13 protein-coding genes are annotated in these 14,843 nt (G+C 72.0%); 9 read left to right on the top strand and 4 right to left on the bottom strand.

Going from position 1 to position 14,843, the window contains the following annotated elements; all coding sequences use genetic code 11:
- The 6 genes from ACWCPW_RS39530 to hypE all read left to right on the top strand — a co-directional run bounded on the left by ACWCPW_RS39530 (position 1) and on the right by hypE (position 6,340).
- Positions 1-390, top strand: a complete 390-nt coding sequence (locus tag ACWCPW_RS39530; RefSeq protein ID WP_449766431.1) for a hydrogenase maturation nickel metallochaperone HypA/HybF — start codon at positions 1-3, stop codon at positions 388-390.
- 6 nt (positions 391-396) lie between these two features.
- Positions 397-1,293, top strand: coding sequence for a hydrogenase nickel incorporation protein HypB (gene hypB / locus ACWCPW_RS39525; protein ID WP_449766430.1), 897 nt, complete (start codon positions 397-399; stop codon positions 1,291-1,293).
- On the top strand, positions 1,290-3,650 hold the full coding sequence (gene hypF / locus ACWCPW_RS39520) for a carbamoyltransferase HypF (RefSeq protein ID WP_449766429.1): 2,361 nt from the start codon (positions 1,290-1,292) through the stop codon (positions 3,648-3,650). The genes hypB and hypF overlap by 4 nt, the downstream gene beginning before the upstream one ends.
- A gap of 71 nt (positions 3,651-3,721) precedes the next feature.
- Complete coding sequence (locus ACWCPW_RS39515) at positions 3,722-4,069, top strand: HypC/HybG/HupF family hydrogenase formation chaperone (RefSeq protein WP_449766428.1); 348 nt, start codon at positions 3,722-3,724, stop codon at positions 4,067-4,069.
- Positions 4,066-5,193 carry a hydrogenase formation protein HypD gene (gene hypD, locus ACWCPW_RS39510; protein ID WP_449766427.1) on the top strand — a complete coding sequence of 376 codons (1,128 nt, stop codon included), beginning with the start codon at positions 4,066-4,068 and terminating at the stop codon, positions 5,191-5,193. Before ACWCPW_RS39515 ends, hypD begins: the two co-directional genes overlap by 4 nt.
- 70 nt (positions 5,194-5,263) lie before the next feature.
- A complete protein-coding gene (gene hypE, locus ACWCPW_RS39505) occupies positions 5,264-6,340 on the top strand; it encodes a hydrogenase expression/formation protein HypE (RefSeq protein ID WP_449766490.1) in 1,077 nt (358 codons plus the stop codon).
- Between the two features lie 62 nt (positions 6,341-6,402).
- On the opposite strand, the gene ACWCPW_RS39500 is transcribed toward hypE, so the two are convergent.
- The 3 genes from ACWCPW_RS39500 to ACWCPW_RS39490 all read right to left on the bottom strand — a co-directional run bounded on the left by ACWCPW_RS39500 (position 6,403) and on the right by ACWCPW_RS39490 (position 9,561).
- Entirely contained in the window at positions 6,403-7,131 is a 729-nt protein-coding gene (locus ACWCPW_RS39500; protein ID WP_449766426.1) for a gamma-glutamyl-gamma-aminobutyrate hydrolase family protein, read from the bottom strand.
- A gap of 57 nt (positions 7,132-7,188) precedes the next feature.
- Positions 7,189-8,640 carry an ethanolamine permease gene (gene eat / locus ACWCPW_RS39495; protein ID WP_449766489.1) on the bottom strand — a complete coding sequence of 484 codons (1,452 nt, stop codon included), beginning with the start codon at positions 8,638-8,640 and terminating at the stop codon, positions 7,189-7,191.
- Between the two features lie 177 nt (positions 8,641-8,817).
- A complete protein-coding gene (locus ACWCPW_RS39490) occupies positions 8,818-9,561 on the bottom strand; it encodes a FadR/GntR family transcriptional regulator (RefSeq protein WP_449766425.1) in 744 nt (247 codons plus the stop codon).
- 83 nt (positions 9,562-9,644) lie between these two features.
- On the opposite strand from ACWCPW_RS39490, the gene ACWCPW_RS39485 reads away from it, so the two are divergent.
- The 3 genes from ACWCPW_RS39485 to ACWCPW_RS39475 all read left to right on the top strand — a co-directional run bounded on the left by ACWCPW_RS39485 (position 9,645) and on the right by ACWCPW_RS39475 (position 13,511).
- Positions 9,645-11,012, top strand: coding sequence for a glutamine synthetase family protein (locus ACWCPW_RS39485; protein ID WP_449766424.1), 1,368 nt, complete (start codon positions 9,645-9,647; stop codon positions 11,010-11,012).
- A gap of 11 nt (positions 11,013-11,023) precedes the next feature.
- A complete protein-coding gene (locus ACWCPW_RS39480) occupies positions 11,024-12,430 on the top strand; it encodes an aldehyde dehydrogenase family protein (RefSeq protein WP_449766423.1) in 1,407 nt (468 codons plus the stop codon).
- Positions 12,431-12,725: 295 nt separating this feature from the next.
- Entirely contained in the window at positions 12,726-13,511 is a 786-nt protein-coding gene (locus ACWCPW_RS39475; protein WP_449766422.1) for a 3-oxoacyl-ACP reductase, read from the top strand.
- Positions 13,512-13,650: 139 nt separating this feature from the next.
- Here the strand turns inward: ACWCPW_RS39475 and ACWCPW_RS39470 are convergent, their stop codons facing one another.
- The gene (locus ACWCPW_RS39470) at positions 13,651-14,328 is read right to left on the bottom strand and encodes a transglycosylase family protein (RefSeq protein ID WP_449766421.1); all 678 of its coding nucleotides are present in this window, start codon (positions 14,326-14,328) and stop codon (positions 13,651-13,653) included.
- Positions 14,329-14,843 lie beyond the last annotated feature (515 nt).

The raw sequence follows: 14,843 nt of genomic DNA, 5'->3' as shown, positions 1-14,843 counted from the left end.
ATGCACGAGATGTCGATTGCGCTGGCCGTCATCGAGCAGGTCGAGGCGGCGGCGGCGCGCGGCGGTGAGCGCGCCGCGCTGACCGTCCGGCTGCGGGTCGGCGAACTCGCCGGGGTGGTTCCCGACGCGCTGGCCTTCGCCTTCGAGGTCGCGCGGGCCGAGACCGTGCTGCGCGACGCGGAGTTGGTGGTCGAGAGCATCCCGGGCCGGGCCCGCTGCGCGGGGTGCGCCGTCGAGTGGGCGGTCGGCGTGCCGCCGGACCTGTGCTGCCCGAAGTGCGCGGGCGCGACCGCCGAACTGCTGTGCGGGCGCGAGTTGCAGATCGTCGACGTGTGCTGGGCCGATCCGGTCGAGGACGTCGGATACGCCGAGGCCACTCAGGAGGGTTGATCCGTCATGTGCCGAGTCGACGAGTTGCGGCAGGCCGTGCTCGCCCACAACGATCGCGGCGCGAGCGACCTGCGCGCCGAACTGGCCGCGCGCGGGGTGATCGCGGTCAACCTGCTGTCGAGTCCCGGCAGCGGCAAGACCGCACTGCTGGAGGCCGAACTGCGGCTGGCCGGCGAACGCGGGGTGCCGGTGGCGGCGTTGACCGCCGACCTGGCCACCGACAACGACGCGACCCGGCTGGCCCGGGCCGGCGCACCGGTCAAGCAGATCCTCACCGACGGGTTGTGCCACCTGGAGGCGGCGATGTTGCGTCGACAACTCGCCGGCTGGTTGCCGGCGAGGACGCGGCTGCTGTTCGTGGAGAACGTCGGCAACCTGGTCTGCCCGGCCTCCTACGACCTGGGCGAGAGCCTGCGGGTCGCGCTCGCGTCGGTTACCGAGGGGGAGGACAAGCCGCTCAAGTATCCGTCGGCGTTCGGTCTGGCCAACCTGGTGGTGGTGACCAAGATCGACCTCGCCGAGGCGGTGGAGTTCGACGAGGTCGCCTTCCTGGCCAACGTCCGGCGGGTGAACCCCGGGGTCGAGGTGTTGTTCACCTCGGCCAGGACCGGTCGCGGTGTGGGCGACCTGCTGACCCGCGCGGTCGCGGTGCTCGACGGGGCGGCGGTGCACACGCCGGTGATGGCGCGGCACGCGGCCGAGGGGCACACCCACACGCACGGATCGCCCGGGAGCGGGGCGGAGAACGAGTCCGGACACGGGCACTTGCATGCCCACGCCCATGCCCATGCCCCTGCGCACGAGCCCGGGCACGCGCATGCCCCTGCGCACGAGCCCGGGCGTGCCCATGTCCACACGCACGGGATCGACCCGCGTCCGGCTCCGGCGCGGGAGTCGTCTTGACCGCCGGCCTACCGCCCGAGGTGGCGCAGCGGCGTCGGATCATCGTGCGCGGCACCGTACAGGGCGTGGGTTTTCGGCCGTTCGTCTACACGCTGGCCACCGAACTGGGCCTGGCCGGACATGTCACCAACACCGGTGCCGGCGTGCTCGTCGAGGTCGAGGGCGGGTCCGCCGAGGTGGCCGCGTTCTGCCGCCGGATCGACAGCGACGCGCCGGCGCTGGCCCGGGTCGAGTCGATCACCCACGAGGAACTCGCGATCGGCGGCGACACCGGGTTCACGATCGTGGCGTCCGCGCCGCCGAAGCCGGGCGCCGCGCACCGTACCCGAATCCCGCCGGATGTCGCCACGTGTGATCGCTGCCTGGGCGAACTCGAGGACCCCGCGGATCGCCGGTACCTGCACCCGTTCATCACGTGCACCGACTGCGGCCCCCGGTTCACCATCGTCACCGCGCTGCCCTACGACCGGGCGCACACCACGATGGCCGACTTCCCGATGTGTCCGGACTGCGCCCGCGAGTACGGCGATCCCGGCGATCGGCGCTTCCACGCGCAACCCATCGCGTGCCACGCCTGCGGCCCCCGGCTGTCCCTGGTCGACGCGGACGGGGCGCCGATCGGCTTCGGCACCCTGGACGAGGCCCGCCGGATGCTCGCCGAAGGGGCGATCCTGGCGGTCAAGGGCATCGGCGGCTACCACCTGGCCTGCGACGCGGCCGACGAGGACGCGGTGTCGCGGCTGCGCGAGCGCAAGGGGCGCGGCGACAAACCGTTCGCGTTGCTGGCCCGCACCCTCGCCGAGATCGAGCCGTACGCCGCGATCACGGACGCCGAACGGGAGCTGCTCACCGGCGCCGCCCGGCCGATCGTGCTGCTCCGGCGGCGTAGGGCGGCCCGGGCCGCGCTGCCGGAGGCGATCGCCCCGCGCTGCCCCGACCTGGGCTTCATGTTGCCGTACACACCCCTGCACCACCTGCTCCTGGGGCTGCTCGACGATCGGCTCGGGCCGCGCCTGCTCGTGCTCACCAGCGGGAACGCGGCCGGCGAGCCGATCGTGACCGACGACGCCGAGGCGCTGACCCGGCTCGCTCCGCTCGCGGACGGCTGGCTCACCCACGACCGAGCGATTCGGGTGCCGCTGGACGACTCGGTGGTGCGGGTGGTGGACGGCGAACCGCTGTTCCTCCGGCGCTCTCGGGGCTGGGCCCCGTTGCCGATCCGGCTGCCGGTGGCGGTGCCCGCGACGCTCGCGGTCGGCGGGGACCTGAAGAACACGTTCGCGCTGGCCGAGGGCCGCGAGGCGTGGTTGTCCGGGCACATCGGCGACATGGACGACCTGGCCACGCAACGTGCGTTCGAGCACGCGGTCGGGCACCTGGGCACGATCACCGGCGTGCGTCCCGAGGTGCTGGTCGCCGATTGCCATCCGGGCTATCGGTCCACCGGCTGGGCCCGGCGCACCGCGGCGCGGCGGCCGGTGCGGCTGGTCCAGCACCACCACGCGCACATCGCCGCCGCGATGGCCGAACACGGCGCGGACGGCGCCGCGCCGGTGTTGGGTGTCGCCTTCGACGGGACCGGCTACGGGGACGACGGCGCGGTGTGGGGCGGCGAGTTCCTGCTCGCCGACTACGCCGGCTTCCAGCGGGTGGCGCACCTGCGCTACGCGCCGCTGGCCGGTGGCGACGCCGCGGTGGCCCGGCCGTACCGGATGGCGCTGGCCCATCTGCACGCCGCCGGGATCGAGTGGGCGGACGACCTGCCGTGTGTGCGGGCCGGATCCGACGAGGAACGCCGGGTGTTGGCGCGTCAACTCGAACGTGACCTGAACTGCGTGCCCACGTCCAGCATGGGCCGGCTCTTCGACGCGTTCGCGTCGCTGATCGGCGTCTGCCACTTGGCCGGTTACGAGGCGCAGGCGGCGATCGAGTTGGAGGGCGCGGCCGTTCGCCGGCCCGGACCGGTCCCCGGGTACACGTTCGCGCTGCTCCCGGGGGACGGCGAGGGCGATCCGCTGATCGCCGACCCGGGCCCGGTGTTCGCGGCGGCGATCGCCGACCTGCGCGCCGGGTGCGACCCGGAACTGCTCGCGGCCCGCTTTCACCACGCGGTCGTCGACCTGGTGGTCGCGGTGGCCGAGCACACGCGGGAGCGGTACGGGCCGACGCCGGTCGCGCTCACCGGCGGCGTGTTCGCCAACGCGATCTTGTCCTCGGCCTGCGGACGGGCCCTGCGCGCACGGGACTTCACCGTGCTGCGGCATCGCCTGGTGCCGCCGAACGATGGCGGGCTGGCGCTGGGCCAAGTGCTGGTCGGGGCGGGTCGGCGGGTGCCGAGCGAGACGGGCGGCGCGTGAGCGGGCGCCCGCAGACCCACGAGTGGACGGTCCGCGAGCCGCGGTCGTCGTCGGATGACGAGGAGAGACCGATGTGCCTGGCGGTGCCCGGCAGAGTGACGAAGATCGAGGAACGGGACGGAACCCGGATGGGCCTCGTCGACTTCGGCGGCGTGGTCAAGGAGGTGTGCCTGGAGTACGTCCCCGACCTGAGGGTGGGCGAGTACGCCATCGTGCACGTGGGCTTCGCGCTGCAACGGCTGGACGAGGAGTCGGCCCTGCGCACGCTTGCCCTGTTCGACGAGATGGGGCTGCTCCAGGAGGAGTTCGGCGATCCCTGGGAAGCGGCCGGCGCGGTGTCGGGGGAGTTCGTCCGGCCCGAGCCGGTGGTCGTTCCCGACCCGATTCCCAGTGCTGTGTCGCAGGAGGCCCGGCGGTGAAGTACCTGGAGGAATTCCGCGATCCGGACGTCGGTCGCCGACTGCTGGACGAGATCCGGGCCGCGGTGACCCGGCCGTGGTCGATCATGGAGGTCTGCGGCGGGCAGACGCACACCATCATCCGGCACGGCATCGACCAACTGCTGCCCCCCGAGGTGGAGCTGATCCACGGGCCGGGTTGTCCGGTGTGCGTGACGCCGCTCGAGGTGATCGACAAGGCGCTGGCCATCGCGGCCCGCCCCGGGGTGATCTTCTGCTCGTTCGGCGACATGTTGCGGGTGCCGGGCACCGATCGCGACCTGTTCCGGGTGCGCGCCGAGGGCGGCGACGTGCGGGTGGTCTACTCGCCGCTGGACGCGCTCGCGATCGCCCGCGACAACCCCGACCGCGAGGTGGTGTTCTTCGGCATCGGCTTCGAGACCACCGCGCCGCCCAACGCGATGACGGTGTATCAGGCCAGGCGGCTGGGCATCCGCAACTTCAGCCTGCTGGTGTCGCACGTGCGGGTGCCGCCGGCGATCGAGGCGATCATGAATTCGCCCGACTGCCGGGTGCAGGGCTTCCTGGCGGCCGGTCACGTGTGCAGCGTGATGGGTGTGGAGGAGTATCCGGAGTTGGCCGAGCGGTATCGGGTGCCGATCGTGGTCACCGGATTCGAGCCGCTGGACATCCTGGAGGGCATCCGGCGTACGGTCCACCAACTCGAGCGGGGCGAGCACACGGTGGACAACGCGTACGCCCGGGCGGTGCAGGCGCGAGGCAACCCCGCGGCGAAGGCCATGCTGGCCGACGTGTTCGAGGTGACCGACCGGGCCTGGCGCGGCATCGGGGTGATCCCGGACAGCGGGTGGCGGTTGTCCTCGCGCTATCGCGACCACGACGCCGAGTACCGCTTCGACGTGACCGGGATCGAGACCCTGGAATCGGCCGAGTGCCGCAGCGGCGAGGTGTTGCAGGGCCTGCTCAAGCCCAACGAGTGCGCGGCGTTCGGCACCACGTGCACCCCGCGCAATCCGCTCGGGGCGACGATGGTCTCCAGCGAGGGCGCGTGCGCCGCCTACCACCTCTACCGCCGGCTCGACGTCGCCGGCACCGCGCCCCGGGAGGCGACCCCCGTTGTCTGAGCTCATTGATCTCGCCGATCTCGCCGATCTCGCCGATCTCGCCCCGGTCGCCGAGTCCGTGGTGACCGCGGTGCCCGACGCGCCTGCCGGGCCCGCCGCGCCGGACTTCTCCGGGTGGACCTGTCCGGCCCCGTTGCGCGACCACCCGCGGATCGTGACCGGCCACGGCGGCGGCGGCGCGCTGTCCGCCGAACTCGTCGAGCACGTCTTCGCGCCCGCGTTCGGGGGACCCCTGCTCGCCTCGCTCGCCGACTCCGCGGTGGTCACCCTCGGCGGAGCCCGACTGGCTTTCTCCACCGACTCGTTCGTGGTCCGTCCGCTGTTCTTCCCCGGCGGGAGCATCGGCGGACTCGCGGTCAACGGGACGGTCAACGACCTGGCCATGAGCGGCGCCAAGGCGGCCTACCTGTCCGTCGGGTTCATCCTGGAGGAGGGTGTCGAGACGGCGGTCGTCGCCCGGGTCGCCCAGGCGATCGGCGACGCGGCCCGAGCCGCCGGAGTCGAGATCGCCACCGGAGACACCAAGGTGGTCGAGGCCGGGCACGGGGACGGCATCTACCTCAACACCGCCGGGATCGGCCTGGTCCCGGCCGGCGTCGATCTGCGCCCGCAGCGCGCCGCCCCGGGCGACGTGGTGATCGTCAGCGGCGACATCGGCGTCCACGGGGTGGCCGTGATGAGCGTGCGCGAGGGCCTGGACTTCGATGTCGAGATCCGCAGCGACTGCGCCGCGCTGGGCGGGCTGGTCGAGGCCATGCTGGCGGTCACCCCGGACCTGCACGTGCTTCGCGATCCCACCCGGGGCGGCCTGGGCGCGGCGCTCAACGAGATCGCCGCGGCGGCCCGGGTCGGCGTGGAGATCGCCGAACGCGACGTCCCGGTGCCGCCCCAGGTGGCCAACGCGTGCGCGATCCTGGGCCTGGATCCGCTGTATGTGGCCAACGAGGGCAAGCTGGTCGCCTTCGTGCCGCGCGAGCATGCCGACGCGGTGCTCGCGGCGATGCGGGCGCATCCGCTGGGTGCGGGGGCGGCGGTGATCGGCGAGTGCGTCGCGGCGCATCCGGGGATGGTGGTGGCGCGTACCGGGTTGGGCGGAACGCGGGTGTTGGACATGCCGATCGGCGAGCAACTGCCCCGGATCTGTTGAGCGGTGACCCCACTCGCGCGCGACGGCCGCCTCGAACGCGAGCCGGCCGTCGCGCGCGGACCTCACACGGCCGGGGTCGGGACCAGGCGGGGCCGGCGGGCGGCGGCGATCAGGGCGCGGGCCACCCGGTCGTCCAGCCCGGACTCGGGATGCCACTGGACGCCCAGAACGAAGGTGTCGCCCGGAAGCTCCACCGCCTCGACGATGCCGTCCTCGGCCCGGGCTCCGGGCACCAGGCCGCGGCCGAGCCGCTCCACGCCCTGGTGGTGGTAGGTGGGCACCTCGTACGGCTCGGCCCCGAGCGAGGCGAACAGCGTGCCCGGGATCGGCGCGACGATGTGCGCGGAGAGCCGGCCGGGCGGGCCGGTGTGCCCGTCGTGGCCGACCACGTCCGGCAGGTGCTGGAACAGGGTGCCGCCCAGCACCACGTTCAGCAGTTGCATGCCGCGACAGATCGCCAGGAGCGGTGTGTTCGAGGCCAGCGCCGCCTCGATCAACGCGCTCTCCCACACGTCCCGGGCCTCGTTCGCGGGACCGGTGCGCGGATGCGGCTCGGCGCCGTAGCGGGTGGACCCTACGTCCGGACCACCCGCGATCACCACCGCGTCCACCCGGGCCACCGTCTCGGCGGCGGCCTCCGGGACGTCCGGCGGCAACATCACCGCCAGGCCGCCGGCACGCTGGATGTGGGTCGGGTAGTCCAGGGGGAGCAGCACGGCGGGCAGGTGCCACACCCCCCATCGCACGGATTCCTCGTGATAGGTGCTGATACCGATCAAGGGCTTGGGCATGTGGGGTCGCTCGGTTCCTCGAGGTCGCGGCGGCGGTGTGGGGGCACGGTCGCGGGGTCAGTCCCGGCCGAGTTCGGCCTCGGCCGCGGCCAGAGCGGCGAATTCCTCCTCGGGGGCGTTCGCCACCAGATGATGCCGGCTGTAGAAGGCGAAGTAGGCGAGTGCGACGGCGTAGACGCCCAGCGCGATGAACGCCGCCCGCTTGTCCACCAGGAACGTCGCCGCCAGCGCGGAGCAGGCCAGCACGAACGCCACGGAGGAGGTGGCGACGCCGCCGGGGGTGCGGTACGGCCGGGGCAGGTCGGGCTCGCGGCGGCGCAGCACGATGTGCGACAGCGACATCAGCGCGTAGGAGATGGTGGCGCCGAACACCGCGATGTTCAGCATCCGGGCGCCGTCCCCGCTCCACGCGGCCAGCGCGAAGCCCAGCGCGCCGGGCACCAGCAGGCCGAGGTAGGGGGCCTTGCGTCGGCTGGTCAGGGACAGGAAGCGGGGCAGGTAGCCGGCCCGGGACAGCGCGAACAACTGCCGGGATCCGGCGTAGATCAGCGAGAAGAACGAGGCGACCAGCCCGGCCAGGCCCGCGTAGTTCACGAAGCGGCTGAGCGGGGTCGGGTCGCCGTCGCCCTGGAGCGCGGTCACCAGCGGGTTGCCCGCCTCCTGGACCGCACTGGAGCCGTGCGCGCCGGTCGCGGCCAGGAAGGTGAGCACGGCCAGGAGCAGCAGTACGCCGATCGACAGGCTCATCGCCCTGGGCAGCGTGCGGGCCGGGTCCTTGGTCTCCTCGGCGGCCAGCGGCACCCCCTCCACGCCCAGGAAGAACCACATCCCGAACGGGAACGCGGACCAGATGCCGAGCAGGCCGAACGGGAGCCAGGAGTTGGAGCCCAGCGCGTCGTGGTCGACCGGGATGTCGTTGAGCCCGCCGGCGTCGAACTCGGTGAACGCGCCGACCGCGAAGATGAGCAGCGCGGCCACCGCGATCCCGGTGACCACGAAGCTGAACCGCAGCGCCTCGCCGACGCCCCACAGGTGGATGCCGATGAAGACGACGAAACAGGCGAGGTAGACCGGCCAGGACGAGGTCAGGCCGAACAGGTTGAGGGACTCGACGTAGTCGCCGATGAAGATGACGATCGCGGCGGGCGCCAGCACGTACTCGATCAGGATCGCGGTGCCGGTCAGGAAGCCGCCCCAGGTGCCGAGCGCGCGGCGGGCGAAACCGTAGCCGCCGCCCGCGGCGGGCAGGATCGAGGACAGTTCGGCCAGCGAGAACACCATGCACGTGTACATCAGGCCCATCAGCGCGGCGGCGATCGCCAGGCCGCCGAAGCCGGCCTCGGCCAGGCCGAAGTTCCAGCCGGAGAAGTCGCCGGAGACGACGTACGCCACGCCCAGACCGGTGAGCAGGAGCCAGCCCGCGCTGCCGCGACGCAGCGCCCGCTTCTCCAGGTAGTTCTCCGCCTCGGCGGACGCGCCGCCGCTGCCCTGCTTCGTGCGCGCTTGGATGTCGTCGACCACGAGCCACTCCTGACGGGAGGGAGGAGAGGGAGAATTATTGGTTCGAGCGCATACCTTTGCTCCTCGGGTCGACACGGCGCAAGGTTTCCGGGCGGATGTCTTTTTTGGCCCGCGTCCGCGCTCGGGCCGGCCGAGGGCCCGCCGAGGGTCGCCGGCGCGGGCGGCTCAGGCCAGAAATCCGCGCAGCAGCGCGGCCGTTCCCGCGCAGTGCTCGCGCATCACCTCGGCCGCGGCGTCCGGGTCGCCGTCCAGGATCGCCTCGACCAGCGCGGTGTGCTGGTGCTGCGAGTGCTCCAGGTTGCGCACCAGCAGCGGGATGCAGTCCAGCAGGTCGTTCACCGTGGCCCGGACCGCCGCGTACTGGCCGGCCAGGGTCGGCGAGCCGCACAACTGGGCCAGCGTCAGATGCAGCAGCGTGTCCCGCCGCCGGTACTCCGCCAGCGGCGCCTCCCGGGTGTGTGCCAGCGCCGCCCGCAACCGCGCGGCCTGCCCCTGGTCCAGGCCCTGCGCCGCGCACAGCCCGGCCGCGCCCACCTCCAGCACCTCGCGAAAGCGCAGCGTGTCCTCCACGTCCACCTTCGCGATCCGGCGCCGCAGCTCGGCGGCCGAACCGTCGCCGACCGGGTTCGGGCGCTCGCGCACGAAGGTGCCGCCGTAGCGGCCCCGGCGGCTTTCCACGATGCCCTGGTCGGCCAGCACCTTGAGCACCTCGCGCAGGGTGACCCGGCTGACCCCGAGCCGGTCGGCGAGGTCGCGTTCGGCGGGCAGCCGGCCGCCGTCGGAGACCAGTCCCAGCCGGATCACCTGGAGGATCTGCTCCAACGCCTCCTCGAAACCGTTGCCCGCGCGCACCGGCCGCAGCAGCGGCGAGAGCCCGTCCTTGGGCTCCGCTTCGGATCGCTCGTCCACGATCCCTCCCCTCCGGCTCTTCCCAATCAATGGTTCACGGCCATACCTTATGGCTTCCGGTTGGACCGACAGGAGGCATTCCCTTGGCAGACCGAACGCCCCCGCTGTCCGTCGACGAGCTGCGAGCACTCGTCGACGCCGGGGAGATCGACACGGTAGTCCTGGCCTTCACCGACATGCAGGGCAGGCTTCAGGGCAAGCGATTCGCCGCCCGTTTCTTCCTCGACGACACGCTCGCCCACGGCACCGAGGGCTGCAACTACCTGCTCGCGGTGGACACGGACATGAACACCGTGGCCGGGTACGCGATGTCGTCCTGGGAACGCGGCTACGGTGACTTCGTGATGCGTCCCGACCTGGCCACCCTGCGTCGCACGCCGTGGCACCCGGGCACCGCGCACGTCAACGCGGACCTGCTGTGGCACGACGGCTCCCCGGTCGCGGCGTCGCCGCGACAGATCCTGCGCCGCCAACTCGACCGACTCGCCGAGCACGGCTGGACCGCGCACGCGGGCACCGAACTCGAGTTCATCGTCTTCAAGGACACCTACGAGGCCGGTTGGGACCGCGCGTACCGCGGCCTGACACCGGCCAACCAGTACAACGTCGACTACTCGATCCTGGGTACCGGCCGGGTCGAACCGCTGCTGCGCCGCATCCGCAACGAGATGGGCGCGGCCGGGATGACGGTGGAGTCCGCCAAGGGCGAGTGCAACTTCGGCCAGCACGAGATCGCCTTCCGCTACGACCACGCGCTGACCACGTGCGACCAGCACAGCGTCTACAAGACCGGGGCCAAGGAGATCGCCGCGCAGGAGGGCATGTCGCTCACCTTCATGGCCAAGTACGACGAGCGCGAGGGCAACTCGTGCCACATCCACCTGTCCCTGCGCGACACCGACGGCCGGCCGGTGCTGGCCGACGAGGACGGTGCGTACGGGATGTCGAAGACGATGCGGCACTTCCTGGCCGGACAACTGGCCGCGATGCGCGAGTTCACCCTGCTGTACGCGCCCAACATCAACTCGTACAAACGTTTTCGGCCCGGCTCGTTCGCGCCCACCGCGGTCGCGTGGGGTCCGGACAACCGCACCTGTGCGCTGCGGGTGGTCGGTCACGGGCACTCGCACCGCTTCGAGAACCGCCTCCCCGGCGGCGACGTGAACCCCTACCTCGCGGTCGCCGGCATGATCGCGGCCGGTCTGTACGGGATCGAGCACGAGCTCGAACCGGGCGAGGCGTGTACGGGCAACGCCTACGCGGGCGACGCGCCGCACGTGCCCGGCACGCTGCGCGAGGCCGCCGAGCTGTGGGGCGGTTCCAAGATCGCCCAGGACGCCTTCGGCGCGGACGTGGTGGCCCACTACCTGCACATGGCGCAGGTCGAGCAGGACGCGTACGACACGGCAGTCACCGACTGGGAGCGGTTCCGCTCCTTCGAGCGCATGTGAGGATCAAAGCGTTGTCCCAGCACCACGAACAGCCGCACCGGCCCGAATCGGACGGTCCGCACGAGCACGCGATCCTCGACCCCGCCACCGAGGAGATCATCGCGACCATCCGGGCGAGTTCGGCGGCCGACGTCGACGCGGCGGTGGCCCGGGCCACCCGCGCCGCCGCGCACTGGGCGGGCCTGGCCCCCGGCGACCGGGCCCGGCTCCTGCGCCGATTCGCCGTCGTGGTGGACGAGCACCTCGAGGAGCTCGCCCGGCTCGAGGTCCGCGAGGCCGGCCATCCGATCGGCAACGCCCGCTGGGAGGCGGGCAACGTCCGCGACCTGCTCGACTACGCCGCGGGCGGCGCGGAACGGCTGAACGGCCGACAGATCCCGGTGGCCGGCGGCCTGGACGTGACCTTCCACGAACCGCTCGGTGTGGTCGCGGTGATCGCCCCCTGGAACTTCCCGATGCCGATCGCCGCGTGGGGCCTGGCCCCCGCGCTCGCGGCCGGCAACGCGGTGTTGCTCAAGCCTGCCGAGACCACGCCGCTGACCGCTCTGCGACTGGCCGAACTCGCCCTGGTCGCGGGGTTGCCCGAGGGCCTGTTCCAGGTGTTGCCGGGCGCCGGACCGGTGGCCGGCCGGGCCCTGGTGGAGCACCCGGGTGTGGCCAAGGTGGTCTTCACCGGCTCGACCGCGGTCGGCAAGGACATCATGGCCAGGTGCGCGGCCGGCGTGAAGCGGGTGACCCTCGAACTGGGGGGCAAGAGCCCGAACATCGTCTTCGCCGACGCCGACATCGAGGCCGCCGCGGCCGCCGCTCCGGGCGGGTTCCTGGACAACACCGGACAGGACTGCTGCGCACGCACCCGCATCCTGGTGCAGCGCGAGGTCTACCACCGGTTCATGGACCTGCTCGAACCGGCGGTGAGGGCCTTTCGGGTCGGCGACCCCAACGACCCCGACACGCGGATGGGTCCGCTCATCTCCGCCGCGCATCGCGAACGGGTGCGCTCGTACGTACCGCAGGACGCGCCCGCCGCGATCCGCGGCGAGGTTCCCGAGGGCAAGGGCTTCTGGTATCCGGCGACGGTGCTCACTCCCGAGTCCGCCGACGACCGCGCGGCCGTGGAGGAGATCTTCGGCCCGGTGGCGGTGGTCCTGCCATTCGACGACGAGGCGGACGCGATCCGCCTGGCCAACGCCACCAACTACGGCCTGTCCGGCTCGTTGTGGACCCGGGACGTGGGCCGCGCGCTGCGCGTCTCGCGGGGCGTGCGGGCCGGGAACCTTTCCGTCAACTCGCACAGCAGCGTGCGCTATTCGACACCGTTCGGCGGGTTCGGACAGTCCGGGCTGGGCCGGGAGTTGGGACCGGACGCGTTGGCGGCCTTCACCGAGGTCAAGAACGTGTTCATCAGCACCGAATAGCGGGTTCCGCTCGGCGCCCAGCGGTGGGTGCCGTCGGCACCGACCGGTGGCAAGTGCCGTTCGGCACCGGGTCGTAAGTGCCGTTCGGCACCGGGTCGCAAGTGCCCGCCGGCATCGAGCGGTTGGACCGAGCGGTCCGTCGGCTCCGGGTTCATCGGGGGTATCGATGTCCTAGCACGTCGATTTCCGGACGCCGATTTCAGCGACACCGATTCACCGACACCGATTCACAGACACCGATTTCGTCGACACCGAGTCCATCGGGATCGACTCCATCAGCATCGAGGAGCGTCAAGTGACCGAGCAGACCCCCGTGTGCCGCCGCCTGGTCGGCCGTACCGCCGTCGTCACGGGTGCCGGCAGCGGTATCGGCCTGGCCTCGGCCCGGCGGCTGGCCTCCGAAGGCGCCAACGTGGTGTGCGCCGACATCGACGAGGCCGCCGGCAAGGCCGCCGCCGCCGAGGTGGGCGGGCTCTTCGTGCGCGTCGACGTCACCGACGCCGAGCAGGTCGAGGCCCTGTTCAAGACCGCGTTCGACACCTACGGTTCGGTCGACGTCGCGTTCAACAACGCGGGCATCTCGCCGCCCGACGACGATTCGATCCTGACCACCGGACTGGACGCCTGGCGCCGGGTCCAGGAGGTCAACCTCACCTCGGTGTTCCTGTGCTGCAAGGCGGCGTTGCCGTACATGCGGCGCCAGGGCAAGGGTTCGATCATCAACACCGCGTCGTTCGTGGCCCGGATGGGCGCGGCCACCTCGCAGATCTCCTACACCGCGTCCAAGGGCGGCGTTCTCGCGATGTCGCGGGAGTTGGGTGTGCAGTTCGCCCGCGAGGGCATCCGGGTCAACGCGTTGTGCCCGGGCCCGGTGAACACCCCGCTGCTCAAGGAGCTGTTCGCCAAGGACCCCGAGCGCGCGGCCCGTCGGCTCGTGCACATCCCGGTCGGCCGCTTCGCCGAGCCCGAGGAGCTGGCCGCCGCGGTCGCGTTCCTGGCCAGCGACGACTCGTCGTTCGTCAACGCCGCCGAGTTCCTGGTGGACGGCGGCATCGCCGGGGCGTACGTCACCCCGATGTAGCCGCCGTCGGGCCGGCGGCCGTTTCGACCACGCCCGAACTCCCGCGGTCCGGTACACGCCGCCGTGATCGCGGGCCCACCGCCGCCGATCCGTCGCGCAACCCTGCGCGACGGGTCGGCGGTGCGGCGGTGTGGCGGGTTCAGCGGAGGGACAGGCGTTGCCCGGGGCGGATGAGGTCCGGGTCCGGGCCCACGGTCGCGCGGTTCTTGTCGTACAGGGCCGGCCAGCCGCCCGGCAGGTTGTGCGCCGCGGCGATGCCGCTGAGGGTGTCGCCGGGCCGGACGAGGATCTCCGCGTCGCCCTCGGACGCCGGGAACGGCGCCGGGGAGGTGGCGAGTTCGTTCCGGCGATCGGTGGCAGACCCGGCCGACGGCGTGGCCTTCGCGGCACGCCGGCGGCGGTCGGCCGCGGAGCGTTCGGCGCGGCGGGGCGCGTCGGCCCCGGCCAAGCCGGCTTTTCGGGAGCACACCGGCCAGGCGCCCGCTCCCTGTGAGCGCAGTACGTTCTCGGCGACGCGGATCTGCTCGGCCTTGGGCGCGTCCTGGGCCCTGCCCTTGCCGCCGTTGGCCTTCCACGTGCTGTCTTTGAACTGCAGCCCTCCGTGGTACCCGTTGCCGGTGTCGGTGGACCAGTTGCCGCCGCTCTCGCATTGCGCGACCCGGTCCCAGGTGGCGTCGTCCGCGGCCCGGGCCTGGGTCACCGTCGCGAAGCCCAGGAGGGAGGTCGCGACGACACCGACGACGGCCGAGTCTCGCAGGCGGCGTCGGCTGCAGGCTCGACGCGATTCGTCCCGGTGCGAAGTGCTGTGAGAAAGCATGGATTCCCTTCGGAATTCCCCTGCGGGGCCCGACCGGCGGCGATCCACGAGGAATCCGTCCCGATCATCCGAATCGCCCGATCGCTGGTGATGAGCGTTTCGGTGCCTCCACCTCGCGACGGGTCGCGAGTTCGGCCGTGACTACACGGCGAAAACGGGGGTGCGGTCTGCACTTGGCGCAGACGCTAGACAAGTCACCTCGCCGATATCAACGACCAATGACGTTTTCGCAGGCCACGTCGGCATTTCCTGTCGTCCGGCGGGGCGTGTCGCGAACACGTCACGGATCGCTGAATTCGCCGCATCCACACCATTCGGAGGGCGACTATACGGGTGAATTTCGGGCATCTCGCGGATGCTCCGTCGGGTCGGTCGGCTCGCATTTGCGGCCACCGATCGGGCCCGAGCAGCGATTTCGCCGAGAAAGGACTTTGCGATGGGTCGAGCAATGTGGGAGGCGTCATAAACCTCGGTGGGTTCCGCAAAGATTTCCCGGCGCGGGGGCCCGGATGTTT

It is taken from the genome of Embleya sp. NPDC001921, from assembly GCF_053594475.1.
Note: the sequence above shows the minus strand (reverse complement) of the source record. Positions and strands in the feature narration are given on the sequence as shown.

What these genes read in the sequence shown, in the direction of transcription:
- ACWCPW_RS39500 (WP_449766426.1), bottom strand. Translation starts at nt 7,131, where the DNA reads ATGCCCAAGCCCTTGATCGGTATCAGCACCTATCACGAGGAATCCGTG.
- hypB (WP_449766430.1), top strand. Translation starts at nt 397, where the DNA reads ATGTGCCGAGTCGACGAGTTGCGGCAGGCCGTGCTCGCCCACAACGAT.
- ACWCPW_RS39515 (WP_449766428.1), top strand. Translation starts at nt 3,722, where the DNA reads ATGTGCCTGGCGGTGCCCGGCAGAGTGACGAAGATCGAGGAACGGGAC.
- ACWCPW_RS39530 (WP_449766431.1), top strand. Translation starts at nt 1, where the DNA reads ATGCACGAGATGTCGATTGCGCTGGCCGTCATCGAGCAGGTCGAGGCG.
- ACWCPW_RS39470 (WP_449766421.1), bottom strand. Translation starts at nt 14,328, where the DNA reads ATGCTTTCTCACAGCACTTCGCACCGGGACGAATCGCGTCGAGCCTGC.